Annotated in this window: 16 protein-coding genes, 2 tRNA genes and 1 pseudogene; 5 read left to right on the top strand and 14 right to left on the bottom strand. The window is 73.0% G+C overall.

Annotated elements, in window-relative coordinates:
• Positions 1 to 8 precede the first annotated feature (8 nt).
• The 4 genes and pseudogenes from GOBS_RS00095 (at position 9) to GOBS_RS00075 (ending at position 5629) form a co-directional block, all read left to right on the top strand.
• On the top strand, positions 9 to 683 hold the full coding sequence (locus tag GOBS_RS00095; protein WP_012946270.1) for a TetR/AcrR family transcriptional regulator: 675 nt from the start codon (positions 9 to 11) through the stop codon (positions 681 to 683).
• Between the two features lie 522 nt (positions 684 to 1205).
• Positions 1206 to 3893 (top strand): annotated as a pseudogene (mobF, locus tag GOBS_RS00090) (MobF family relaxase); the annotation flags it as partial.
• Between the two features lie 242 nt (positions 3894 to 4135).
• Entirely contained in the window at positions 4136 to 4363 is a 228-nt protein-coding gene (locus GOBS_RS00085; RefSeq protein ID WP_012946268.1) for a helix-turn-helix transcriptional regulator, read from the top strand.
• Between the two features lie 162 nt (positions 4364 to 4525).
• Positions 4526 to 5629 carry a tyrosine-type recombinase/integrase gene (locus GOBS_RS00075; RefSeq protein ID WP_012946267.1) on the top strand — a complete coding sequence of 368 codons (1104 nt, stop codon included), beginning with the start codon at positions 4526 to 4528 and terminating at the stop codon, positions 5627 to 5629.
• 59 nt (positions 5630 to 5688) lie between these two features.
• On the opposite strand, the gene GOBS_RS00070 is transcribed toward GOBS_RS00075, so the two are convergent.
• The 7 genes from GOBS_RS00070 to GOBS_RS00045 form a co-directional block, all read right to left on the bottom strand.
• Positions 5689 to 5761, bottom strand: a tRNA-Ala gene (locus GOBS_RS00070).
• 29 nt (positions 5762 to 5790) lie between these two features.
• Entirely contained in the window at positions 5791 to 5934 is a 144-nt protein-coding gene (locus GOBS_RS26930; protein WP_012946266.1) for a DLW-39 family protein, read from the bottom strand.
• A gap of 93 nt (positions 5935 to 6027) precedes the next feature.
• Positions 6028 to 6101: transfer RNA gene (locus GOBS_RS00065), tRNA-Ile, on the bottom strand.
• Between the two features lie 297 nt (positions 6102 to 6398).
• Positions 6399 to 7001, bottom strand: coding sequence for a DUF3566 domain-containing protein (locus GOBS_RS24995; RefSeq protein WP_243697602.1), 603 nt, complete (start codon positions 6999 to 7001; stop codon positions 6399 to 6401).
• A 279-nt stretch (positions 7002 to 7280) separates the two neighbouring features.
• Complete coding sequence (gene gyrA, locus GOBS_RS00055; RefSeq protein WP_012946264.1) at positions 7281 to 9749, bottom strand: DNA gyrase subunit A; 2469 nt, start codon at positions 9747 to 9749, stop codon at positions 7281 to 7283.
• Positions 9750 to 9981: 232 nt separating this feature from the next.
• Positions 9982 to 12024, bottom strand: a complete 2043-nt coding sequence (gene gyrB / locus GOBS_RS00050; RefSeq protein ID WP_012946263.1) for a DNA topoisomerase (ATP-hydrolyzing) subunit B — start codon at positions 12022 to 12024, stop codon at positions 9982 to 9984.
• A 356-nt stretch (positions 12025 to 12380) separates the two neighbouring features.
• Positions 12381 to 13805 carry an APC family permease gene (locus GOBS_RS00045; RefSeq protein ID WP_012946262.1) on the bottom strand — a complete coding sequence of 475 codons (1425 nt, stop codon included), beginning with the start codon at positions 13803 to 13805 and terminating at the stop codon, positions 12381 to 12383.
• Positions 13806 to 13937: 132 nt separating this feature from the next.
• Between GOBS_RS00045 and GOBS_RS00040 the strand changes: the two genes are divergently transcribed.
• Complete coding sequence (locus tag GOBS_RS00040; RefSeq protein ID WP_012946261.1) at positions 13938 to 15470, top strand: SDR family oxidoreductase; 1533 nt, start codon at positions 13938 to 13940, stop codon at positions 15468 to 15470.
• A 96-nt stretch (positions 15471 to 15566) separates the two neighbouring features.
• Here the strand turns inward: GOBS_RS00040 and GOBS_RS00035 are convergent, their stop codons facing one another.
• The 7 genes from GOBS_RS00035 to dnaA form a co-directional block, all read right to left on the bottom strand.
• Positions 15567 to 17333, bottom strand: a complete 1767-nt coding sequence (locus GOBS_RS00035) for an ABC transporter ATP-binding protein (protein WP_012946260.1) — start codon at positions 17331 to 17333, stop codon at positions 15567 to 15569.
• Positions 17334 to 17355: 22 nt separating this feature from the next.
• Positions 17356 to 18279: a hypothetical protein gene (locus GOBS_RS00030; protein WP_012946259.1), complete on the bottom strand. Its 924-nt coding sequence runs from the start codon at positions 18277 to 18279 to the stop codon at positions 17356 to 17358.
• Between the two features lie 58 nt (positions 18280 to 18337).
• Positions 18338 to 18838 (bottom strand): DciA family protein, encoded by a 501-nt coding sequence (locus GOBS_RS00025; protein ID WP_012946258.1) that lies wholly within the window; start codon positions 18836 to 18838, stop codon positions 18338 to 18340.
• Positions 18835 to 20034: a DNA replication/repair protein RecF gene (gene recF / locus GOBS_RS00020; protein WP_012946257.1), complete on the bottom strand. Its 1200-nt coding sequence runs from the start codon at positions 20032 to 20034 to the stop codon at positions 18835 to 18837. Before recF ends, GOBS_RS00025 begins: the two co-directional genes overlap by 4 nt.
• A 117-nt stretch (positions 20035 to 20151) precedes the next feature.
• Positions 20152 to 21084, bottom strand: coding sequence for a phosphogluconate dehydrogenase (NAD(+)-dependent, decarboxylating) (gene gnd / locus GOBS_RS00015; protein WP_012946256.1), 933 nt, complete (start codon positions 21082 to 21084; stop codon positions 20152 to 20154).
• Positions 21085 to 21271: 187 nt separating this feature from the next.
• The gene (gene dnaN / locus GOBS_RS00010; RefSeq protein ID WP_012946255.1) at positions 21272 to 22432 is read right to left on the bottom strand and encodes a DNA polymerase III subunit beta; all 1161 of its coding nucleotides are present in this window, start codon (positions 22430 to 22432) and stop codon (positions 21272 to 21274) included.
• Positions 22433 to 23150: 718 nt separating this feature from the next.
• Positions 23151 to 24905, bottom strand: a complete 1755-nt coding sequence (gene dnaA, locus GOBS_RS00005; protein ID WP_012946254.1) for a chromosomal replication initiator protein DnaA — start codon at positions 24903 to 24905, stop codon at positions 23151 to 23153.
• Positions 24906 to 25218: the final 313 nt, after the last annotated feature.

The raw sequence follows: 25218 nt of genomic DNA, 5'->3' as shown, positions 1-25218 counted from the left end.
GGAGACCCGTGTCTGCGAGGGAACAACGCCAGGTCGCGTCCGACAGGGGGCTGAGCAAGCAGCGGGTGGTGGTCGAGGCGGTCCGGCTCGCCGACCGCGAGGGAGTCGACGGGCTGAGCATGCGCCGGCTGGCTGGCGCGCTCGGCACGGGCGCGATGTCGCTCTACCACTACGTGGCGAGCAAGGAGGAGCTGCTGGACGCCATGATCGACGTCGTCTTCGAGGAGATCGAGCTCCCGCCCGAGGAGACCGACTGGCAGTCGGCGATGCGACGGCGGACGGTATCCGTCCGACAGGTTCTCGCACGCCACCCGTGGGCGAACGGCCTGATGGTGTCGCGGACGTCGCCGGGGCCCGCGAACCTCCGCCACCACGAAGCGGTCACCGCCTGCCTGCGGAGGGCTGGCTTCTCGGTCTTGATGGCGACGCACGCCAACTGGTTGCTCGACAGCTACGTCTACGGGTTCGCCCTGCAGGAAGCCAGCCTGCCGTTCGACACCGCCGATGAGCTCGCGGACATGGCAGAGGACGTCTTCCTGCCCCAGCTTCCTCCTGACCAGTTCCCCTACCTCAACGAGTCCGCCGCGGCGCTCGTCGCTGCCGGCTACGACCCGGCAGACGCGTTCATCTTCGGCCTCGACCTCCTCCTAGCTGCCCTCGAGTCCCTGAGAGCCTCCGCGTAGCGACGCTCACGGCCCGCCCAGCACCAGGGGGTCAGTTTTCACCCGGCGTTTACAGGTTGACCACACTGCGCAACGTATCGAGCCGATGGTCCGGGCGCCCGTCGCCGTCGGAACAGTCACCGCAAAGGGTGTCTCCGAAGCCGCCCTTGGGGACACCGACGCCCCGACCCTGCGGGCCTGCATCGTCGCGCTGATCGACGACCGCCTGCGGGCCGCGCGACGTGGCCCGGTCGGAGGCCTCGGCGCGACGGGGAGAGCGCCTGGCTGCGCCGTTCTAGACGCGCAACGACGTCAGGATGACCGGCAGTCGAGAACCGATATCGCTTTTGTTCAGCATCTCGGCCAGGATCGAGCTGAGCCTCCAATAGCCACCAGCACGTACCGTCAATGACCAAGAGTTTACTCAAGAACGGCACGCATGCTACCAATAGAGGTAGTCCGGGCCCCGTTTCGCGGGGCCATCGCCGTTTCTAGGGGTGACCTGTTGGTCATTGTTGGGTGGCGCTGGAAATGCGCGGTGGAATGAAGGTGTACGCCGGGTCGCCAGCGGCTGCCCGGGCGTATCTGGAGGCCGACCGCGGCCGGGCCGATGACTACTACCTGACCGAGGGCACCGGCCTGGCCCGCCGCTTCGTGGCCCGCGACGGACGGGTGGCCGAGCGGGCGCCGCTCACGGGAGAGACTTACGAAACCTGGGTGGCCGGCCGCGATCCGGACACCGGCGACCCGCGGGGGCGGCTGCGCACCGATGAGCGTGCGGTGCGCTTCGTCGAGGTGGTGGTCAACGGCCCGAAGTCCTGGTCGCTGGCCGCCGCGATGCACGGCGACGTAGCCCAAGCGTATGACGCCGCGCAGGACCGCGCCGCCGCCCAGATCATCGGCTGGCTCGCCGCCCACGCGACCACCCGGGTCGGCCCCCGTGGCGGCCAGGTTCAGGTGCCGGTGGAGATGCTGGAGGCGGTAACGGTGCGGCACTACACCTCCCGCGCCGGAGACCCGCACCGGCATCTGCACCTGCAGATCGGCGCCCGGGTGTTCGCCGACGAACAATGGCGCGGGCTGCACACCGTCGGCGTGCGCGACTTCCTCGCCGCGCTCAACGGAATCGGGCACGCCGCGGTCGCCTGCGATCCGCAGTTCCGGGCCGCACTCGCCGCACACGGCTACAGCCTGGCCTCGACTGGAGAAATACAGGAGCTTGCCGCCTACGTCGGCCCGCTCAGCGCAAGGGCGGCGCAGATCGGGCACAACCTGGACCGCTACGAACGCGACTGGATCGCGGCGCACCCCGGAGAACAGCCCGGTCCGGCGCAGCGCCGGGCCTGGGACGCCCGCGCCTGGGCCGAGGGGCGCCCAGACAAGGTCATCCCCCGCTCCGGGGCCGACCTCGTGGCACGGTGGAGAGCCCAGCTGGGGTCACTGGGCTATCGCGATCCCGCCCACCCCGTCTCGCCGGCGCCGACCCCGGTCGGCGCACTCGACCGCGAGGCTGCCGTCGATACCGTGCTGACCCGGCTGGCCGCCGGCCGCTCGGCCTGGAACGCCGCCGACGTCCGCGGCGAGGTCGAGCGGCTGATCGCCGCGGAGGGCGTCATCGCCGACCCGGCGGTGCGCCTCGAGTTGGCCGAGGACCTCACCGCCCGCGCCCTTGGCCGGTGCGTTGCCCTGGTGGACCGGGAGGGCGTGCCCGAACACGTCCGGTCCTGGACCTCGCGGCCGGTCCTCGACGTCGAGGCCGACCTGCGCACCCGGTTCGCCGCCCGCGCCGACCAGCCGGCCATGGCCGGGCCACGGCCGGAGCTACTGCCAGTGGGGCTCGTCCGGCACCTGGATGTCGGTCAGGCCGCGGCGGTCGCCGTGCTGGCTGGCGAACGACGGTTGGTGGTCGTGGAGGGCGCGGCCGGGGCGGGCAAGACCGCCGCGCTGGCCGCGGCCCGTGACCTGCTCGAACGGCAGGGGCGGCGGCTGGTCGTGGTGACCCCGACGCTGAAGGCCGCCCAGGTCGCCCGCGCGGAGGTCGGCACGACCACCGGGTCGGCGGCGTCCCTCGTCTTCGCCCACGGCTGGCGCTGGACCGAGCACGGCGAGTGGACCCGACTCGCCCTCGGCGAGGCCGACCCGGTCACCGGCCGCATCCACACCGGGCCGGCGGAGGGGAGCCGGCTGCGGCCCGACGATATGCTGATCGTCGACGAGGCCGGCATGGTCGACCAGGACACCGCCCGTGCTCTGCTCGCCGTCGCCGACGAGGCCGGGGCGCGGCTGGCGCTGCTGGGGGACCGCCACCAGCTCGCCGCGATCGGCCGGGGCGGGGTCCTGGACCTGGCGGTCAGTCAGGTCGACGCGGCCGCCTGCCTGACATTGGAGTCGGTGCACCGTTTCACCCGCACCAACAGCACGGGGCAGTCGGTTCCGGACGGTGAATACGCCGAGCTGACGTTGGCGATGCGGCGAGGTGACACCCCGGGTGCAGTGTTCGACGCCCTCCTCGCCCGCGGCCGGATCCACCTGCACCCCGACCACGCAGCGCTGCAGGACGCCCTGGCCGCGACCGTCGCCCACGACACCCGGGCGGCCGACGTCGCGGTGGTGGCGGACACCCGCGAGCAGGTCAACGAGCTCAACGCCGCCATCCGCAATCGGCTGGTCACCGACGGCCGCGTCGACGACGTCCGGGTCGTGACCACGCGGGCGGGTCAGCGGATCGGCGCCGGCGACAGGATCGCCACCCGGCGCAACGACCGTGACCTGGAGGTGGCCAACCGAGACACGTGGACCGTCACCGCGGTCGGCGGACGCGGTGGGCTGCTGGTCACCGCCGGCCCGGCCACCGGTGACGTCTCCCGGGGCGATGTCACCCCGGCCGGCGCACGGGTCCGGGTGCTGCCCGCCGACTACGTCACCGAACACGTGGAGCTGGCCTACGCCAGCACCGCGCACGGCGTGCAGGGTGACACCGTTCCCGCCGCGCACGTGGTGATCGGTGACCAGACCGGCGCGGCCTCGGCCTACGTCGGCATGACCCGCGGACGGTCGTCCAACATCGCGCACCTCGTCGCGGCCGACGTGGCCGAGGCCCGGGCGCAGTGGATCGCCGTCTTCGGCCGCGACCGGGCCGACCTCGGCCCCGGACACGCGGCCGCGCTGGCCGCTCGAGAGGCCACCCGCGACCGGACGGCAGCCGCTCCCCCGCGGCCGGTCGCGCCAGTACCGAGCGTCCCCCGGCCCGAGGCGGAGCGGCGGGGACCATCCCTCACCCGTGGAGGCGCCGCGCCGGGCATCGGTCGATGAGCAGGGCCGCCTCCACCGGCCGGCCGCAGGCCCGGACATCAGCAACAGGAGGAGAACCGGAGGATTTCGGAAGCCATCGGTGGTCGGCTGTCACCAATCGCGCCCAAATGGCGCCTTCTCCCGTGACGGAGCACAGCCACCCGAGCCCACCGGAGCCAGCCATGTCCGACCACCCCGCCCCCCGCGAGCCCGAACTGCTCACCATCACCGAGGCCGCCGAACTGCTGCGCGCTCCGGTGGCCACCCTCCGGTACTGGCGCCACCTGGGCACCGGTCCGCGCAGCTTCCGCCTCGGCCGCCGCGTCCTCTACCGCTCCGACGACCTGCGCAGCTGGATCGACGCCCAGCACGACGACCAGGGCTCCCCCGCAGCGGGTGCCCGGCGGTGACCGCCCCGACCGACGGCGCACACCGCCGTCCACAGATCGTGCCGCGGTCGTCCAGAGAGGCGGGGATCGACGGCAGGCTCTCCCCCAAGACAAGCGCGCCGGTGGTAGACCTCCGCCGGCGCGGGGCTCGGCCGGGGCTCGAAGAGAGGCGGGTGATCGACGATGGCGTCGATCGCGCGGAGGCCTGATGGCACGTACCGGCCGCGGTACCGCGACGAGCACGGCAAGGAACACGCCCGCCACTTCAAGCGCAAGGTCGACGCCCAGCGATGGCTCGACGAGGTCACCGCGGCCGTGCAGACCGGCACCTACGTCGACCCCAAGCGGGCCAGGACGACCGTGGGCGAGCTGGCCGACGTCTGGCTCGCCGGGAAGATCAACCTCAAGCCCACCAGCCGTGCCCGCTACGCCGACGTCCTCAAGACCCACGTCCGGCCGCGCTGGGGGAACGTCGCGCTGATCCGGGTGACCCACGGCGACGTCCAGGCCTGGCTGTCCGAGCTCTCCGACCGGGGCCTGGCCGGGGCCTCGGTCCGCAAGGCGCAGGGCGTCCTGTCCGGCATCCTCGGCCTCGCGGTGCGCGACCGGCGCCTGGCCGTCAACCCCGCGCTCGGCGTCGCCCTGCCCCCGCTGCAGGAGAAGCGCCGCCGGTACCTGACCGCCGGGCAGCTGGAGGCACTCGCCGACGCCGCCGGGACCGGCCGGGTCGCCGTCCTGATTCTCGGCTACTGCGGGCTGCGCTGGTCGGAACTGGCGGCGCTGCGGGTGCGGCACTTCGACCTGCTGCGCCGGCGGGTGCTCGTCGAGGAGGCGGTCACCGAGGTCGACGGCTCCCGCCTCGTGTGGGGCACCCCCAAGACCCACGGCCGCCGCTCGGTGCCGCTGCCCCGCTTCCTGGTCGACGAACTCGCCCGGACGGTGGTGACCCGCCCCGCGGACGAGCTGGCCTTCCCCTCCCCGCAGGGCGCCGTGCTGCGCAACCGGAACGCCCGGTCCGCCTGGTTCGACGCCGCGGCCCGGGCCATCGGGGAGCCCGGGCTCACGCCGCACGAAACTCCGGCACACCGCGGCCTCGCTGGCGATCAAGGCCGGTGCCAACGTCAAGGCGGTGCAGCGGATGCTCGGGCCCGCCTCGGCGGCCATGACCCTGGACCGCTACGCCGACCTGTTCGACGACGACCTGGACGACCTGGACGACGTGGCCGACCGGCTGGACGCCCTGCGGGCCGCATCCCGCGGACGAGTTGCGGACCTTTTGCGGACTGAGACCCCTTCGGAGGGCTCGCCGGAGCCTCCCGCGGAGGTGAATCCGCAGGTCAGAGGAGTGGAGACGAGGGGAATCGAACCCCTAACCCCCGCCTTGCAAAGGCGGTGCTCTGCCAATTGAGCTACGTCCCCGAGGGTGGGAGGTGGGGCCTCCCGGCGGGTCAGCGGGCCGTGGGGGTGCTGACCGCCTGGGGTCCGCGGGTGGCCTCGGCCCAGAGATCGGCCTCGGCCCTGCCGCCCGATCGTCTGCGGACGGCCGCGAGGGCGCCGGCGGCAGCTGCCGCGAAGACCAGCTTCCTGAGCACGCGGGGTACCTCCTCGAGGGAGGCCCCCTCCTGGGGAGGGGGCCGGGGGCCCGACCCCGGGAGCGGGGTGGGCCGGTGGCGCCGGGACACGGGTGGGCCTGGGAGGACTTGAACCTCCGGCCTCATCCTTATCAGGGATGCGCTCTAACCGCCTGAGCTACAGGCCCGTGGACCTCGATCAGCGTACCCGGCCCCGACGCGTCGTCCGCAGGGGGGTGGCCCCCACGGCCACCCGGACCGAGGTGACCACCACCGGTGCAGCCGGGTGTCCCGTCGCGGAGGACCCGCGTGCCGGTGCCGATCACCGTGAGCCCACGGTCGGACTCGTGCCCTGGTGCGGGGGAACCGGGCCCTCAGGGCACCCCGAGAGGCTTGGTTCCCCGCACTCGGCGCCCCGAACACACGACAGGCGCCCCTCCGCCGTCGGGAGGGGCGCCTGTCGCGCACTCGCGGGTGCGGCGGGCTCAGTCCCGCTCGGAGAGGGTGACCTCCAGGCCGCCGACCAGGTCGGAGCACATGTTGTAGATGAACGCCGCGACGGTGCACAGCGCGGTCATCAGCACGATGTTGATCGCCCCGATGACCGCGGCGCCGCCGAAGACGATGCCCGGGGTGATGACCTCACTGCCGCCGTCGCCGCCGGAGGCACTGCCGAGCTGGCCGAACAGGTCGTTGAGGGTCTCGAAGACGCCGAGGCCGGACAGCACGCCGTAGAGCACGCCGACCGCGACCATCCAGATGAAGAACATCGCGATGGACAGGACCAGCGAGATCTTCAGCGCGGAGAACGTGTCGATGTGCCGTAGCTGCAGGCGGGCGCGGCGCGGGCCGCGGGGGGCCTTGCCGGAGGAGGCCTTCGCGGCACCGTCGGCAGCCTGGGCCGCAGGGGAGGCCCCGGTGGCCGACTGGGCACCGGGGACTGGCTGGGCACCGGTGACCGGGGGGACGGCGGTCTGCGTGCCGGACGCGGGACCGGCAGCAGCCGGGGCGCCGCCGTCGGAGGAGCCGGCGGCCTGGGCCTGGGTCCGGGCGGTGTTCGCGCCGGGGATGGACTGGGTGGCCCCCACCGGGAGAGCCCCGTCCGTCGCGGGCTGCTGACCGGTCGCCGTCCCCTGTGCCGGGGCCGATTCCCCGGTCCGGGACCCGGTGCGTACCGAACCCTGCGTCCGGTCGCTCATGCGAGTCTCCCGTTCCCCAGCGGCCCTCGCCGCTGCCTCCCACCCGGGCTGCCCGGCACGCGGCCGGGAGCACCCGGGCGCCGGTCAGATCCCTGGTGGCTGTGACGGAGAAGGGGGGACCCGCACCCGGGAGTGCGGAGGCCCCACTCCTCCGTCATCACCCTCAGCCTAGGCGGCAGGCTCGTCGTTGTCCGTGGTACGAGCGATCGCCACGATCGACACGTCTTCCGGCAAGTTCATGAGCTTTACACCCATGGTGGCGCGGTCCTTGTTGTGCCGGACGCCGTTGACCGGGGTGCGGATGACACCGCCGCCGGAGGTGATGGCGTAGAGCTCGTCACCGAGCCGCACCGACAGCGCCCCGACCAGGTTGCCCTTGCGCGATTTCGGGTCGGCGGTGAGCACGCCCTTGCCGCCGCGCCCCTGCGCCGGGTAGTTCTCGATCCCGGTCCGCTTCGCGAAGCCGCGCTCGGTGGCGACGAGGACGTCGACACCCTCCTCGACCACGATCATCGACAGCAGCGAGTCGTCCGGGGACAGCGCGATGCCGCGGACGCCCTCGGTGGCCCGGCCCATCGGCCGCAGGGTCGCGTCGTCGGCCTTGAACCGGATCGACATCGCCTTGCGGGTGACCAGCAGCAGGTCCTGGTCCGGGTCGATGAGCGCGGCGCCGACCAGTTCGTCGCTCTCCCGCAGGTTGATCGCGATGACGCCGCCGCTGCGCGGGGAATCGAAATCGGTCAGCCGGGTCTTCTTCACCTGCCCGTTCGCCGTGGCCAGGACCAGGTACGGGGCGACCCCGTAGTCCTTGATCTGCATGACCTGGGCGATCTTCTCGTCGGGCTGGAAGGCCAGGATGTTGGCCACGTGGGCGCCACGGGCGGTGCGGTTGGCCTCGGGCAGCTCGTAGGCCTTGGCCCGGTAGACCCGGCCCTTGTTGGTGAAGAAGAGGATCCAGTCGTGGGTGGAGCCCACGAAGAAGTGGTCGACGATGTCGTCCTGCTTCAGCGCCGCACCCATGACGCCCTTGCCGCCCCGGCGCTGCGACCGGTACAGGTCGCTCTTGGTCCGCTTGGCGTAGCCGGTGCGGGTGATGGTGACGACGACCTCCTCCTCGGCGATGAGGTCCTCCATCGACACGTCGCCGTCGTTGGCCACGAACTTCGTGCGCCGGTCGTCGCCGTACTTCTCCACGATCTCGGCGAGCTCGTCGCGGATGATCTGCCGCTGCCGCTCGGGGGAGTCGAGGATTGCCTGCAGGTCGGCGATCCGGTCCTCGAGCTCGGCCAGCTCGTCGAGGATCCGCTGCCGCTCGAGGGCGGCCAGCCGGCGCAGCTGCATGTCCAGGATCGCGGTCGCCTGGATCTCGTCGATGTCCAGCAGGTCCATCAGGCCGCTGCGCGCCGCGTCGGCGGAGGCGCTGGACCGGATGAGGGCGATGACCGCGTCGAGCTGGTCGAGGGCCTTGGCCAGACCGCGCAGGATGTGCGCGCGCTCCTCGGCCTTGCGCAGCCGGTAGCGGGTCCGCCGCTGGATGACCTCGATCTGGTGCAGCACGTAGTAGCGGACGAGCTCGTCGAGGCGCAGCGTGCGGGGGACGCCGTCGACGATCGAGAGCATGTTGCAGCCGAACGTCGTCTGCAGCTGGGTGTGCTTGTAGAGATTGTTCAGCACGACCTTCGCGACGGCGTCCCGGCGCAGCGTGATGACCAGCCGCCGGCCGACGCGGTCGCTGGACTCGTCGGCGATCTCGCTGATGCCCTGCAGCCGGCCGTCGCGGACGGCCTCGGCGATCGCCTCGGCCAGGTTGTCGGGGTTGACCTGGTAAGGCAGCTCGGTGACGACCAGCTGCACGCGGCCCCGCGCGTCCTCCTCGACGGTGACCACCGCCCGCATGCGCACCGAGCCGCGGCCGGTGCGGTAGGCCTCCTCGATGCCCTCCCGGCCGACGATCAGGCCGTGGGTGGGGAAGTCCGGGCCCTTGACCCGCTCCATGCAGGCGGTCAGCGCCTCCTCCGGCTCGGCCTCGGGGTGGTCGAGCATCCAGAAGACCGCATCGGAGACCTCGCGGAGGTTGTGCGGCGGCATGTTGGTGGCCATGCCGACGGCGATGCCGGCCGAGCCGTTGATCAGCAGGTTGGGGATGCGCCCCGGCAGGACCAGCGGCTCCTGGTTCTTGCCGTCGTAGTTGGGCTGGAAGTCGACGGTCTCCTCGTCGATGTTGGCCAGCATCTCCATGGCCAGCGGGGTCAGCCGGGCCTCGGTGTAACGCATGGCCGCCGCCGGGTCGTTGCCCGGGGAGCCGAAGTTGCCCTGGCCGTCGATCAGCGGGTAGCGCATCGACCACGGCTGGGCCAGCCGCACGAGGGCGTCGTAGATCGCCGAGTCACCGTGCGGGTGGTAGTTACCCATGACCTCGCCGACGACGCGGGCGCACTTGACGTAGCTCCGGTCGGGGCGGAAGCCCTGGTCGTACATGGCGTACAGCACGCGGCGGTGCACCGGCTTGAGGCCGTCGCGGACCTCCGGCAGCGCACGGCCGACGATGACCGACATCGCGTAGTCGATGTAGCTGCGCTGCATCTCCTGCTGGAGGTCGACCGGCTCGATGCGGTCGCGGGCGGGGGTCTCGGTCACGGTTCAGATCTCCACAGGTGAAGGACCCCGTCCTCCCCACCCTCCGCAGGCTCGGGGCGGGGCCCGGGACGGGGCCGGGGTCGTGCAGGGGCGGGCGCACAGGAGGTGGACGAGGTCGCGGGTCGGCGGGCCGGCCCCCTGCCGGGTCCCACCGCCGGCCCCGTCCCCCTCACTCCGGACGTGCGGGGGGTGAGGGGACGGGTCCTCCTCCGGCGGGGCAGGAGGCCCTCTCTCAGACGTCGAGGAAGCGGACGTCCTTGGCGTTGCGGGTGATGAAGCTGCGGCGGGCGTCGACGTCCTCGCCCATGAGGACGCTGAACAGCTCGTCGGCGGTCGCGGCGTCCTCGAGGGTCACCTGCAGCAGGACCCGGGTCTCCGGGTTCATCGTGGTCTCCCAGAGCTCGGTGGCGTTCATCTCACCGAGGCCCTTGAACCGCTGGATGGCGTCGTCCTTGATCCTGCGGCCGGCCTCGGCACCGAGCTTGAGGGCGCCTTCCTTCTCCTTGTCGGTGTAGACGTACTCGTCACCGACCTTGCCGCCCCACTTGATCTTGTAGAGCGGGGGCTGGGCCAGGTAGACGTGCCCCGCCTCGACCAGCGGCCGCATGAAGCGGAACAGCAGGGTCAGCAGCAGGGTGCGGATGTGCTGGCCGTCGACGTCGGCGTCCGCCATCAGGACGATCTTGTGATAGCGCAGCTTCGACAGGTCGAACTCGTCGTGGATGCCGGTGCCGAAGGCGGTGATCATCGACTGGACCTCGGTGTTCTTCAGCACCCGGTCGATGCGTGCCTTCTCGACGTTGATGATCTTGCCGCGGATCGGCAGGATCGCCTGGAACATCGAGTCGCGGCCGGACTTGGCCGAGCCGCCCGCAGAGTCACCCTCGACGATGTAGACCTCGGAGTTGCGCGGATCGGTCGAGCGGCAGTCGGCCAGCTTGCCGGGCAGGCCGGTCGAGTTCAGCGGGTTCTTCCGGGCCAGCTGGCGGGCCTGCTGCGCGGCCCGCCGGGCGCGCGCGGCGGAGCTGGCCTTGGTGATGATCTGCTTGGCCTCGGCCGGGTTGGCCTCGAACCAGTGCCCGATCTGCTCGTTGCAGACGCGCTGCACGAAGCCCTTGACCTCGGTGTTGCCCAGCTTGGTCTTCGTCTGCCCCTCGAACTGCGGGTCGCCGAGCTTGACCGAGACGATCGCGGCCAGGCCCTCGCGGATGTCCTCGCCGGTGAGCTTCTCGTCCTTGCTCTTGAAGAGCTTCTTGTCCTCCGCGTAGCGGTTGACGATCGAGGTCAGCGCCGCGCGGAAGCCCTCCTCGTGGGTGCCGCCCTCGTGGGTGTTGATGGTGTTGGCGAAGGTGTGCACCGACTCGGAGTAGGCCTCCGACCACTGCATGGCGATGTCGACGGACATGGCCATGTCGTTCTTGCCGGTGCCCTCGGCCGAGAAGCCGATGACCGAGCGGTGGATGGCGGTCTTGGTCCGGTTGATGTGGGCGACGAAGTCCCGCAGGCCGTCCTCGTAGAGGTAGGTGATCTCGGTCGGCTCGAAGGCCGGCTCCTCGGACGTCGGGGCCGGGGCGGCCTCCGCCAGCGAGACCTCCTCGGCCATGCCCGTCTCGGCCTTGCCCTGGCCGGGGCGCTCGTCACGCAGGACGATCCGCAGGCCCTGGTTGAGGAAGGCCATCTCCTGCAGCCGGCGGCTGATCGTGTCGAACGAGTAGGTCGTCGTCTCGAAGATCCCCGGGTCGGCCCAGAAGGTGATCTGGGTGCCGCGCTTGGTCGTCCGGCCGACCTTCTCCAGCGGGCCGGGCTCGCTGGCGGTGTAGTGCTGGTGCCACTCCGTGCCGTCGCGCCAGATGCGGACGTCGAGCTCGGTGGACAGCGCGTTGACGACGGTGACGCCGACGCCGTGCAGACCACCGGAGACGGCGTAGCTCTTGCCGTCGAACTTGCCGCCCGCGTGCAGGATGGTCATGACGACCTCGACGGTCGGCCGCTTCTCCACCGGGTGCATGTCGACCGGGATGCCTCGGCCGTTGTCCTCCACCCGGACGCCGCCGTCGGGGAGCAGGGTGACCCGGACGGTGTCGCAGTGGCCGGCGAGGGCCTCGTCGACGGAGTTGTCGACGACCTCCCACACCATGTGGTGCAGACCCCGCTCACCGGTCGAGCCGATGTACATGCCGGGGCGCTTGCGGACGGCCTCGAGACCCTCGAGGACGGTGATGGAGCTGCCGGAGTAGGCGTCAGCCTGGGCGTCGGTCTTCGGTCGAGCGACCACGTGGGGCCCTTCTGTCGCGCACCCGGCGGCGGGCGCCCCGATCGCGGACAGGGGCGCAGAACGGCTCTCAGCCGGATGCTGGCGGTTTCTGCTCTCCACGATACCGGGTGGTACGACAGGAATGCCGCCGTCCCGGCCCTCACGTCGTGTCTGCGCCACTCGCAGCACGTCTGCCACCACAGGTGTTGACCCCGGGGCCGACACGCCGTCCTCGGGGCGCCTGGCGGCCCCGCTCCGGGGACGTGCTGGAACGGCCCTTCGGCAGGGTCCCGCCGCGAGCCTGGTGACGTGATGGAACGGCCCCGCTGCAGGGCCCCGCCCTGAGCCGCGAAGGGTGGGGAGGACGGGGTCCTTCTTCAGTTGTGCGGCCCCGTCGGCCCCTCGCCGGTCAGGTGCGCCGGGTCGAACCGGGGGACCTGGGCGCCGGTCCGTCTGTTGACGAGGACGGTCACCCCCCAGAGCACGACGCCGATCGCGAGCAGGACCCCGGCGATCCGGTACTGCTCGACCGGCCGCCCGGCCCACGGGGTGGCGAGGAAGGCGCAGGCCAGCGCGCCGACGACGGGCAGCACGGTGGGCGTGCGGAAGTGGTCGGCGTCCACCCGGTCCCTGCGCAGCACGAGGACGGCGACGTTGACCACGGTGAAGACGATCAGCAGCAGCAGCGCGGTGGTGCCGCCCAGGGCCGGCACGGCGCCCACGAACGTGATCAGCCCGAAGGCCAGCGCGGTGGTGAACAGGATGGCCGTCGTCGGCGTGCGCCTGCGATGGTGCACCCGGCCCAGCAGCGCCGGCAGCACCCGCTCCCTGCTCAGGCCGTAGACCAGCCGGCTGGCCATGAGCATGTTGATCAGCGCGGAGTTGGCGACGGCGAACATGGTGATGACGCCGAACAGGCCCAGCGGGAAGCCGGGCGCGCCGGCCTCCACCACCTGCAGCAGCGGGGTGTCGCCCTGGCTGAGCTGCTCCGCGGGCACCAGCGCGATCGCCGAGATGGACACCAGTACGTAGATGAGCCCGGTGGCGGCCAGCCCGGCCAGCAGCACCTTGGGGAAGATCCGCCGCGGCTCCTTGCACTCCTCGGCCATGTTGACCGAGTCCTCGAAGCCGACCATCGCGAAGAAGGCCAGCCCGGTGGCGGCGATGACCCCGCCGACGACCGAGCGCTCGCCGGTGTCGAACTCGGTCACCCGGGAGAAGTCGCCGCCCCCGCCGCCCAGCGCCCACACGCCGACGCCGATGACGATCAGCAGGCCGGTCAGTTCCACGCAGGTGAGGACGACGTTGGCCTTGACGCTCTCGCCGACCCCGCGGAGGTTGACCAGCGCGACCAGCGTCATGAAGGCCAGCCCGACCAGCGTGATGCCGATCCCCTCGCCGAGGCCCAGGCCGGTGACGCTGACGAAGTTGGCGCTGAACGCCCGGGCGGCCGTCGACGCGGAGGTGATGCCCGAGCTCATCACCGCGAAGGCGACCAGGAACGTCACGAAGTGGATGCCGAAGGCCTTGTGCGTGTACAGCGCGGCGCCGGCCGCCTGCGGGTACTTGGTGACCAGCTCCAGGTAGCTGAACGCGGTGACGAGGGCGACGAGGAACGCCACCAGGAAGGGCAGCCAGACCACGCCGCCCACCTGCGCGGCGACCTGGCCGGTCAGCGCGTAGATCCCGGTGCCGAGGACGTCGCCGACGATGAACAGCAGCAGCAGGCCCGGGCCCATCACCCGCTTGAGCGCGGGTTGACCGTCGGACGTGCGGTCGGTTGCAGCGGTGGTGTCGGCCATGGGGGACCCCCTGCTCGACGGGTGCCGGTGGACGCGACCGCCGTTGGTCGAGATGACCCCGCCGATGGTGGCGGGTGGACCGGGTGTCCCGCGACCCGAGCGGGCGCGGCGATACCGCCGGACACTCGGGGCATGGCCGAGACCGACGGCACCACCAGCACCCCGACGGCGAAGACCTGCCTCGTCACGGGGGCCACCGGCTACATCGGCGGGCGGCTCGTGCCCGTGCTGCTCGCCGCCGGGCACCGGGTGCGGGTGATGACGCGCGCACCCGAGCGGCTGCGCGACCATCCCTGGGCCGGGCAGGTCGAGATCGTCCGGGCCGACGCCGGCGACGCCGAGGCGGTCGCTGCGGCGTGCGCCGGGGCCGACGTCGTCTACTACCTGATCCACGCGTTGAGCACCGGCGGGGACTTCGAGGAGACCGACCGGCGGACGGCGCGGGTGATGGCGCGCGCCGCGCAGGAGGCCGGCGTGGGCCGGCTGGTCTACCTCGGCGGCCTGGAACCCCAGGGCGAGGTGCTGTCCCCGCACCTGCGCTCGCGTGCCGAGGTCGCCGAGATCCTGCTCGGCTCCGGCGTCCCGACCGCCGTCCTGCGGGCCGCGGTGGTGCTGGGCTCCGGGTCGGCATCTTTCGAGATGCTGCGCTACCTGACCGAGCGGCTGCCGGTCATGGTCACGCCGCGCTGGGTGCACAGCCGGATCCAGCCGATCGGCATCCGCGACGTGCTGCGGTACCTGGTCGGCTGCGCGACGCTGCCGCGGGAGGTGCACCGGTGCTTCGACATCGGCGGTCCCGACGTCATGACCTACCTCGAGATGATGCAGCGCTTCGCCGCGGTGGCCGGGCTGTCCAGGCGGCGGATCCTCCCGGTCCCGGTGCTGAGCCCGGGGCTGTCCAGCCACTGGGTGGGTCTGATCACGCCCGTGCCGGCGTCCATCGCGCGCCCGCTGGTGGAGTCGTTGCGCAACACCGTCGTCTGCACCGAGCACGACATCGCTGAGTACGTGCCCGACCCGCCGGAGGGGCTGCTCGGCTTCGACGAGGCGGTGCGGCTGGCGGTCCAGCGGGTCAAGGACGCCACCGTGGCCACCCGCTGGTCGTCGGCGTCGACGCCCGGTGCGCCGTCGGACCCGCTGCCCACCGACCCCGACTGGGCCGGCGGCACCCTCTACCTCGACGAGAAGACCCGGGAGACCCCCGCGTCACCGGAGGCGCTGTGGCGGGTGGTCGAGGGGATCGGCGGGGAGACGGGCTGGTACTCGTTCCCGCTGGCCTGGGAGGTGCGCGGCTGGCTGGACCGCGCGGTCGGCGGGGTGGGGCTGCGCCGGGGACGACGGTCGGCGTCGGACCTCTACGTCGGTGACGCCCTCGACTTCTGGCGGGTCGAGGAGCTGGAGGAGGGCCGGCTGCTGCGGCTGCGCGCGGAGATGCGGCTGCCCGGACTGGCCTGGCTGGAGTTCCACGTGGAACAGCAGGACGGGCGCACCCGGCTGCGACAGAAGGCGACGTTCAAGCCGAGCGGCCTCTTCGGCCACCTGTACTGGCGGGTGCTGGTGCCGTTCCACGGCCCGATCTTCGGCGGGATGGTGCGCAACATCTGCCGCGCCGCGGAGGAGGGGACGGCCGCCGCCGCGGGCCAGAGACGGGTCCGCGCGGCCTGACGGTGATGATCAGGTGAGCTGACCGTTCCGGTTCCTCCCTCAGCATGGGTGGTGAGGGAGGAACCCCGGGGATCAGGTCACCTGATCACCGCGGAGTCACACGAGCAGTTGGGCGGCGGCGAGTTCGCGGTAGAGGGGGCTGGTCTCCACCAGCTCCTCGTGGGTGCCGGCGGCGACCACCCGGCCGGCGTCGAGCACCACGATCCGGTCGCTGTCGAGCACGGTGGACAGCCGGTGTGCCACCACCAGTAGCGCTCGGTCGGCGGCCGCGGCGGCCAGGGTCTCGCGCAGCAGCGCCTCGTTGCGGGCGTCGAGGCTGGCGGTCGGCTCGTCGAGCAGCAGCAGCGCCGGGCGGGCCAGCAGGGACCGGGCGATCGCCAGCCGCTGGCGCTCGCCCCCGGACAGCAGGACGCCGTCGTCCCCCACCGGGACGTCGAGGCCGCGCGGCGAGCGCTGCACCACGTCGGTCAGCCCGACGTCGGCCAGCACCGCCCACAGCTCCGGGTCAGTGGCCTGCGGCGCGGCCAGCAGCAGGTTGTCGCGCACCGACCCGGCGAGCACCGGCGCCTCCTGCTCGACGTAGCCCAGCCGGGCGCGCAGGCCGGCCCGCGGCAGGTCCCGGACGTCGGCGCCGGCCCACCGCACCGCCCCGCCGGTCAGCGGGTAGAAGCCCTCGACCAGCGCCAGCACGGTCGACTTGCCCGCCCCCGACGGCCCGACCAGCGCCACCCGGTTGCCGGCCGGCACGCTCAACGAGACCCCGTGCAGCACGTCGGTGCCGTTCGGGTAGCGGAACGAGACGTCGTCCAGCTCCAGCAGCGGGACCTCGGCGGACGGCGACGACGCGGGGACGGCGACGACCGCTCCACCCCGCTCGGGCCTCGCGTCGTCCTCCGGCTCGAGCGCGAGCACCTCCTGCACCCGCGCCAGCGCGCCCAGCCCGCTCTGCAGCTGGGTCCACGCCCCGATCGCCCGGCCCAGCGGCATGACCAGCAGGAACAGGTAGAGGATGAACGCGACCAGGTCGGCGACGGCGATCGAGCCGGACGCCACCCGGTAGCCGCCCAGCCCCAGGACGGCCAGGAAGGCCCCCTGGACGGCGACCGACCCCGCGGGGCTGACCAATGCCTGCAGCCGGGCCACCCGCACCCCGGCCTCGTACGCCCGGCCGGCGCTGGCCGCGACGACGTCCACCTCCCGCGCCGTCGCGCCACTGGCCCGGATGGTGCGCACGGCCGACAGCGCCCGTTCCACCGCGGCGGTCATCGCGCCGACCTCCTCCTGCGCCTGCCGGGAGAGCCGCTGCACGCCACGGGCGACCGAGACGACCACCGCGAGGCCGACGGCGACCGAGCCCACGGTGACCAGCAGCAGCCACCCGTCGACCAGCGCCATCGCCACGACCGCGCCCACCGCGACCACCGCCGACCCGGCGACCTCGACGACCCCGGAGGTCACCGTGGCCCGCAGCAGGGTGGTGTCCGCACCGACCCGCGACATGAGGTCGCCGGTGCGCCGCCGGTCGTACTCGGCGACCGGGAGCCGGAGGAGCCGGTCGGCCAGCGTCCGCCGGGTGGAGAGGACGACGCCCTCGGCGGTGCGCTGCAGCAGGTAGTCCTGCACCGCACCCAGCGCCGAGGACGCCAGCAGGACGACGACGAGCAGGCCGACGACGGGCAGCAGCGCCCGGCCGGCACCGACGGCCTCGATGACCCGGGCGACCAGCGCCGGCTGGGCCAGCGCGCCGGCGGCCGCGACCAGCGAGAGGACGGCGGCCGCGGTCAGCGGGCGGCGGTGCGGCCGGACCAGGGGCCACAGCTGCCGCAGGGTCGCGCGAGCCGCGGTCTCCGCGGAGGTGCTCACCCCGGCTCCGGACGGCGCGGGCTCAGAGGGCGGGTGCGAGGGCGCCGACGATCGCGGTCAGCAGCCGGGCGTGGTGCTCGATCAGCTGCGGCCGGTGCCCGTCCGGCCGGATCGCAGCCAGGTGACCTGCCGCCGTCCAGAACTCGTCGCCGTCGTCGGTGCCCAGCAGCAGCCCGCGCACCGTGGCATCCCCGACCAGCGCGCGGGCGGCCGGGCCGTCCTCGCCGGCGAGCAGCACCCAGCGGGCGTCGAAGGCGGGATCGCCGCTGGGGACCTGCACCAGTCCGCCGGTGCGGTGCTTCCAGAAGCGGGCCGGGGACAGCCGCAGCGGCGGCAGCGTGCCGAGCACCGGGGCGGCGGTGACGGCGTACTCGGGGACCGCGTAGCGCCCGGAGGCGTAGAGGACGTCGAAGGCGACCAGGTCCAGCGTGCCGAAGCGGCCGCGCATCACCCCGGCCGGCCGGTGGTCCTTCGTCGCCCGGACCGGGGCGGTGCGCACCAGCTCGGCGAGGACGGCGTCCTCCGGCGCGGTGCCGTCGGAGATGGCCCAGCCCTGCTGGACCGCCCAGCCCTGGGCGCCGACGGCGTCGCCCTGGTAGGCGAAGACCTGCTCGAGCTCACCGGGCTGCCGGGGCCGCCGGCCGCCGAGGAGACCGCCGCCGACCGGCTGCTCGCCGACGGTCTGCGGGTCGACCGCCGGGGACCGGGCCGGGCGGTCGGGCTCGGCGGGCGGCAGGTCCCAGCCGGGCGGCTGCCACGCGGTGCTGCCGCCCGTGTCGCCCTGGGCCGGCCGGTCGGCGGGCGACTGCTCGGCCGGTGGCTGTCCGGCCGGTGGCTGCTCCGCCCCGGACCGGTCACCGTCCCCGCCGAGGTGGCCGGGCTCGCGCCAGCCGCTGCCCTCGTCGGGGCGCTGCTCGAAACCGTCGCGGTCGCGCGGGCTACTCATCGCTGCCTCGTCTCCATCTGCGTCGTCCTCCCGGAGCCACCGCCCCGGGCGGCGGCTGCTATCCGTACGTGTCCCGCGGCCCGCGTCCGCGGACCGAGCGGGGGCCCTTCTTCCAGCTCGGGGCCGTCGGACCGACAACGCGCAGCCGCCTCACGACGTCCCCGCCGACCGTGGCGTGCAGCTTCGCCAGGATCGTCGGCGCCAGCAGGCGCAGCTGGGTGGCCCACGCGGTGGACTCCGCAACGACGAGCAGCTCGCCCTCGGTGAGCGTCTGCGGGGCGCAGTGCGCAGCGATCTCCGGCCCGACCAGGGCCGACCAGCGGCCGAAGACGGCGCCCACCTTGGTGTGCTCGGTCCAGTCCTGCGTCTCCACCAGCGAGTCGACCAGGCGGGCCAGCGGCTGCGGGTCGTCGTCCCCGGGCCGCGGGCCGCTCCAGGTGCGCTTCGGCCCGGCGATCCGCCGCCGGGTGGGGCGTGGCCGGGACGCCGAGGCCGCGCGGGCGGCCTCCAGCGCGGCACGGGCGATGTCGCTGGGCCGGCCGGGGCGTTCCTCGTTCACCTGACCTCCTCCCGCAGCGAGCCGTCCTCGGCATCCTCCTCGGCGGAGCTCCCCTCGAGTGGTACCGCCTGCCCGCCGGCCACCTGCACCACCGTGCTGCGCAGCTCCGCCGGGACGTCGTCGAGCACGGCCGCGGTGACCAGCGACTGCTCCGCGGAGCGGGCCACGGTCGCCAGGGCCGCGCGGCGGTCGGCGTCCAGGGTGGCGAAGACGTCGTCCAGCACGAGGATCGGCTCGTCCCCGTCGGCGCGCAGCAGCTCGAAGCAGCCCAGCTTGAGCGCCAGGGCCAGCGACCAGGACTCCCCGTGGCTGGCGAACCCCTTCGCCGGCGTCGACCCCAGCGAGATCACCAGGTCGTCGCGGTGCGGGCCGACCAGCGTCATGCCGCGGTCGACCTCGTCGCCGCGGCGCTCGGCCACCCGCTCGCGCAGCGCCGCGGACAGCTCGGCGGCGTCCGGCAGGGGCGTCCCCTCCGCGACCGGTGTCCCGTCGCCGGCCAGCGGCACGGTGCTGGCGTAGCCGAGCGCGGCGACGGCGGCGTCCGCGCCCGCGACCCCGGCGTAGGCGCGGGCCACGTGCGGGGCGAGGTCGGCGACCAGCCGCAGCCGGGCGGCCAGCAGCTGCCCGCCGAGGTCGACCAGGTGCCCGTCCCAGACGTCGAGCGTGGCCAGCGCGTCGCCGCGGGCCATCCGGGCGGTCTTGAGCAGGGCGTTGCGCTGCTTGAGCACCCGGTCGTAGTCGCTGCGCACGCCGGCCAGCCGCGGGGTGCGGCTGACCAGCAGGTCGTCGAGGAACCGCCGCCGCTCCGCGGGGTCGCCGCGGACCAGCACCAGGTCCTCCGGCGCGAACAGCACGGACTTCACCAGCCCGAGCAGCTCGCGGGGCCGCGGCAGCGGCGCGCGGTTGACCCGCACCCGGTTGGCCCGTCCCGGGTTGATCTCGATCTCGACGAGCAGCTCGCGGTCCTCGCGGCGCAGCGCCGCGCGGACCACCGCCTGGGACGCGCCCTGCCGGACCAGCGGGGCATCGCCCGCGACGCGGTGGCTGCCCATCGTGGCCAGGTAGCCGACCGCCTCGACCAGGTTGGTCTTGCCCTCGCCGTTGCGGCCGACGAAGACGGTCGGCCCCGGGCGCAGGGCCAGGTCCACCCGGTCCCAGTTGCGGAACGAGCCCAGCTGGAGGTGGCGGAGGTACACCTCAGCAGCCCCGAGGTGAGGTACTGGAACGACCCCCCGTTGGTGAGGTGCTGGAACGGCCACCCTTCAGGGTCCCGCGCCGAGCTCGCGCGGCGTGGGGGGAAGGGTGGTCCTCGTTCATGCGGGGCGCTCGACCTCCTGCTCGCGGACGGCGTGCACCGCGTGGCCGCCGAACTGCTGGCGCAGCGCGGCGACGGCCTTCATGGTCGGGGAGTCCTCCTGCCGGGAGGAGAAGCGGGCGAACAGCGAGGCGGCGATGGCCGGCATGGGGACGGCGTTCTCGATGGCCTGCTCGACGGTCCACCTGCCCTCGCCGGAGTCCTCCGCGTAGCCGCTGATCTTCTCGAGGGCCGGGTCCTCGTCGAGCGCGCGGACCAGCAGGTCCAGCAGCCAGGAGCGGATGACGGTGCCCTGGGTCCATGACTTCACGACGCCGGGGACGTCCTCGATCAGGTCGACGGCGGCCAGCAGCTCGTAGCCCTCGCCGTAGGCCTGCATCATCGCGTACTCGATGCCGTTGTGGACCATCTTGGAGAAGTGCCCGGCGCCGACCGGCCCGGCGTGCACGAAGCCCGCGCCCGGCATCTCCTGGCCGGACTCGTCCTTGGGCGTGGGCGGCTTGAGCGCGTCGAAGACCGGCTGCACCTTGGCGACGTCGTCCTTGCTGCCGCCGACCATGAGCGCGTAGCCGTTCTCCAGGCCCCACACCCCGCCGGAGACGCCGGCGTCGACGTAGCCGATGCCCTTCTCGCGGCACATCACGTCATGGATCTGGTCGTCGGTGTACTTGGAGTTGCCGCCGTCGACGATCACGTCGCCGGGCTCGAGCTGCTCGGCCAGCTCCTTGACCGTGGCCCGGGTCGGCTCACCCGCGGGCACCATCACCCACACCACCCGCGGCGCGGTCAGCGCCTCGATCAGCGCCGGGAGGCTCTCGACGTCCCGCTTCCCGGGGGAGTGGTCGTACCCGACGACCTCGTGACCGGCGCGGCGCAGCCGCTCGGCCATGTTGCCGCCCATCTTGCCCAGCCCGATCAGCCCCAGCTGCACGACGCAGTCCTCTCCTCGCAGGTGCCCGGCCGGACCGACTGGCGGGTCCGGCTCGTCTCCGCCGCCCATCGTGCTCGGTCCTGCCGGTCGCCGCCGCCCGGGCCCCCGCCCGCAGCCGCTGGAACGGCCCTCCTGCACGGTCCCGCCGCGAGCTTGCGAGTGGTGGGGGGCAGGAGGGCCCTTCGACTCATCCCGGCAGCCGCACCGGCATGATCAGGTACCGGTAGCTGCCCGGGCGCTCGGCCGGGCGGGAGGCCGCCTCGTCGTCGGTCGCCGGCTCCGGCACCCCGGAGAGGACGGCGGGCTTGAGCGGGCTGGTGAAGTCCATCCGCGCGCGGGGGGTGTGCACCGCGGCGAGACCGTCGAGCAGGAACGTCGGGTTGAAGCCGATGGTCAACGGCTCGCCCTCGAACTCGACGTCGCAACGCTCCTCGGCCTGGCCCTCGTCGTCGGTGCCGCCGGCGCGCAGGGTGACCTGGCCGGGGGTGAACTCGCAGCGCAGCGGCGTGCCGCGCTCGGCGACCAGGGCGACGCGCTTGGCGGCGTCGGTGAACAGCCCGACCGGCAGCGTGGCGTTGCTCGCCGACTCGTTGGGCATGATCGCCCGGTACTTGACGAACTCGGCGTCCAGCAGCCGGGTGGTGGTCTGCCGGTCCTTGCCGGAGAGGCCCAGGATCCCCTCCCCGGAGCTGCCCGAGGACAGCGACAGGGTGATCTCCGGGCCGCTGGTCAGCGTCTTCGCCGCGTCGGCCAGCGTGCGGGCGGGCACGAGCACCGCCGTGGTGAGGCCGGGAGTGTCCGGCCGCCAGGCGAACTCGCGGACGGCGAGCCGGTAGCGGTCGGTCGCGGCCAGCGTCACCAGGTCGTCCTCGATCTCCAGCCGGACACCGGTGAGCATCGGCAGGGTGTCGTCGCGCCCGGCGGCCACGGCCACCTGACCGACGGCCTCGGCGAAGACGTCGCTGTCGACGACCCCGGCCGACGACGGCATGGCCGGCAGGGACGGGTAGTCCTCGACCGGCAGCGTCGGCAGGCTGAAGCGCGCGTTCCCGCAGGAGATCGACAGCCGCGGCCCCTCGGCGGTGAGGTCCACCGGGTGGGGCGGCAGCGCACGGGTGATCTCCGCGAGCAGCCGGCCCGGCACGAGCACCCGGCCGCTCTCGGTGGCCTGCACGTCGACCTCCGCGCGCGCGGACACCTCGTAGTCGAAGCCGGACACCGACAGCTGGCTGCCGTCGACCTCGAGCAGGATCCCGGCCAGGACCGGCACCGACGGCCGTGGCGGCAGGCTGCGTGCCGTCCACGCGACGGCATCGGCGAGCACCTCTCGTGCCACCCGGAACTTCATGACCTGATCCACCCCAGCTGTCGTCGGTGTCCTCCAGTGCGGTGCTCATCGTGCCCTCTGGGGGAGACATCGGGGTAACCGCTGTGCTCGATCAGGTTCCTCGCAGCGCAGCTTCCCCACCCTGAGTGTGGTTCGAGAAAGCCCGATCTATCTCCCTCATCTTCGTCATCACCGGTGTGGAACCTGGGGATCGAGGCCGTCCGTGCAGGTCGACGCCCGAGTCGACATGTTGGCCGGTTGTGGGTGGACGTGCGCACTCCTGTGTCGACACGTGGACATCTCGACGGTTGCGCACACCGGCCGCCGTCTCTCCACCCCCTGTCCCCCGGTTCCCCCAGCGTCCGTCCCCAGTCCGTACCCAGGCGCGGGGCCGAGGTGCCCCGACGGCCGGCGTCCGACCAGAGCCGACTCGGTGGAACCGCAGGTCAAGACGACGTCGAGCAGTTTCCCCAGGGGTGGGCGACGATGTGGGCGCGCCGGGCCGGTCGTGACGACGCGTGAGCGGACGAAGAGAGATCTCCCCAACCTGTGCACATCGCTGGGGACAACTCGTCGACCAGTCGACCGTGGTCACCGGTGCGGGTGACCTGCGCAGCGCGCCGGGCGCGGGGACGACGACCGCCCGACGACCCACAGGACTGTGGACAGGGACGCCGCCGGCTCCACGTGGAACACGAGCCGTCCGCTCCGGGGATCACCGCGGTGACCGCCGGCAGGGTCAGCTGCGCGCGCGGCTCTTGATGCGGGCGGTCAGCTCGGTGACCTGCGTGTACGTGGCCCGCCGCTCGCTCATCAGGTTGGTGATCTTCTTGACCGCGTGCATGACGGTGGTGTGGTCCTTGCCGCCGAAGGAGGCCCCGATCCGCGGCAGCGACAGCTCGGTGAGCTCCCGGCACAGGTACATGGCGATCTGGCGGGCGTTGACCAGCGTGCGGCTGCGGTTGGAGCCCTGCAGCTCCTCCATCGTCACGGAGAAGTACTCGGCGGTGGCCGCCATGATGATCGCCGCGGTGATCTGGGGGCCCTGCTCGTCGCTGATCAGGTCCTTGAGCACCAGCTCGGCCAGCGGCAGGTCGACCTGCTGCTTGTTCAGCGACGCGAACGCGGTGACCCGGATCAGCGCGCCCTCGAGCTCGCGGATGTTGGTCTGCACCTTGCTGGCGATGAACTCCAGCACCGGGTCGGGCACCTGCAGCCGCTCGCCGTAGGCCTTCTTGCGCAGGATCGCGATGCGGGTCTCCAGGTCCGGAGCCTGGACGTCGGTGATCAGCCCCCACTCGAAGCGGGTGCGCAGCCGGTCCTCGAGCGTCGTCAGCTTCTTCGGCGCCCGGTCGGAGGTGATGACGATCTGCTTGCTGGCGTTGTGCAGCGTGTTGAAGGTGTGGAAGAACTCCTCCTGCGTCCGCTCGGCGCGCTCCAGGAACTGGATGTCGTCGATGAGCAGGAAGTCGATGTCCCGGTAGCGGCGGCGGAAGTCCTCGGCCCGGCCGGAGTGCACCAGGTTGATGAACTCGTTGGTGAACTCCTCGGTGCTCACGTAGCGCACCCGGACGTTGGGGAACATCCGCGCCGCGTAGTGGCCGATGGCGTGCAGCAGGTGGGTCTTGCCCAGCCCCGAGTCGCCGTAGATGAACAGCGGGTTGTAGGCGCGGGCCGGCGCCTCGGCCACGGCGACGGCCGCGGCGTGGGCGAACCGGTTGCTGTTGCCGATGACGAAGCTGTCGAAGACGTACTTGGGGTTCAGCCCCGGGTCCTGCGCGCCGGTCGGAGCACGGCGGTCGCCGAACAGCGGGACGGCGTCCCCTCCTCCCCGGGACCCGCCGCGGCGGCCGCGGGACGGCGGCGCGGGCGGCTCGGGGGCGTCCCCGGCGTCCAGGTCGAACGGCAGCACCGCCACGCCGTCCTCGTCGAGGTCGGTGCCGCCCCAGTCGCGGTCGGCCGCACGGGTGCCGCGGCCGGCCGGGCGCCGGGCCGGCGGGCTCCAGTCGGTGGGGGCCCACTCGTCGACGTCCCGCTCGGCGGGGCGTGCGTCGGGGGTGGTGGCGCCGTCGTCCTCCCAGGCGGGCCGGACGTCGGCGCGCACGCCGAACGCGCTGCGCCCGTCGTCGGTGCGGTCGCGGGTCTCCCGGTCCTCCTGGGCGCGCTGGGCCTCGACCACCGACCAGGGGCGCCGCGTCGGCACCTCCGGCGTGGGGGCGGCGGGCGGCGGGGCCGGGCTGTCCTCCACCTGGACGGCGACGCGGATGTCCCGCCCCAGGTGCTCGGACAGCGCCTCGGCCAGCACCCGGCGCATCCGGGACTCCAGCACGGTCTGGGTGAACTCGTTGGGCGCCGACAGCACCGCGGTGTCCTCGAACACCCCGACCGGGCGGGTGAGGTTCAGCATCGCGTTCTGCTGCGGGGACAGGCTGGTCGCCAGCCGCTCGCGGATCTGGTCCCAGACCGTCGCCAGGTCCACCGTGGCATCGGCCATGGCCCTCGTCCTCCCAGATTCCCGTGTGTCGTCGGCCCCCGCCGCGGCCGCCCGCTGCCGGGTTCCGTCGTCCCCCGGTCGATCCCCCACTGTGGACATCCGGACACACGGCGTCCACACCGGTGTCCACAGGCTGTGCACGATCGACGACGCAGGCGCACCGGCGTTCGTACGTGCGGGCCGGGCGGAGGCATCATCGCTGGTCAAGGGAGAGTCGTCGCGGTTCTCCAGGGGGCGTGGTGGTCGGTCGACACCAGCGGGGCGGCTCCTGTGCCGGACGTCGGTGTCCGGTGTGGAGCGACGGCGACGCTAA

It is taken from the genome of Geodermatophilus obscurus DSM 43160, from assembly GCF_000025345.1.
Lineage (GTDB): Bacteria > Actinomycetota > Actinomycetes > Mycobacteriales > Geodermatophilaceae > Geodermatophilus > Geodermatophilus obscurus.
This window is presented reverse-complemented; position numbering and strand designations above follow the sequence as displayed.

Excerpts from the sequence above, each read along its gene's own strand:
- dnaA (WP_012946254.1), bottom strand. The coding sequence starts at position 24,905 with ATGGCCGATGCCACGGTGGACCTGGCGACGGTCTGGGACCAGATCCGC.
- GOBS_RS00040 (WP_012946261.1), top strand. The coding sequence starts at position 13,938 with ATGGCCGAGACCGACGGCACCACCAGCACCCCGACGGCGAAGACCTGC.
- GOBS_RS00030 (WP_012946259.1), bottom strand. The coding sequence starts at position 18,279 with ATGAGTAGCCCGCGCGACCGCGACGGTTTCGAGCAGCGCCCCGACGAG.
- GOBS_RS00075 (WP_012946267.1), top strand. The coding sequence starts at position 4,526 with ATGGCGTCGATCGCGCGGAGGCCTGATGGCACGTACCGGCCGCGGTAC.
- dnaN (WP_012946255.1), bottom strand. The coding sequence starts at position 22,432 with ATGAAGTTCCGGGTGGCACGAGAGGTGCTCGCCGATGCCGTCGCGTGG.
- GOBS_RS00085 (WP_012946268.1), top strand. The coding sequence starts at position 4,136 with ATGTCCGACCACCCCGCCCCCCGCGAGCCCGAACTGCTCACCATCACC.
- GOBS_RS00045 (WP_012946262.1), bottom strand. The coding sequence starts at position 13,805 with ATGGCCGACACCACCGCTGCAACCGACCGCACGTCCGACGGTCAACCC.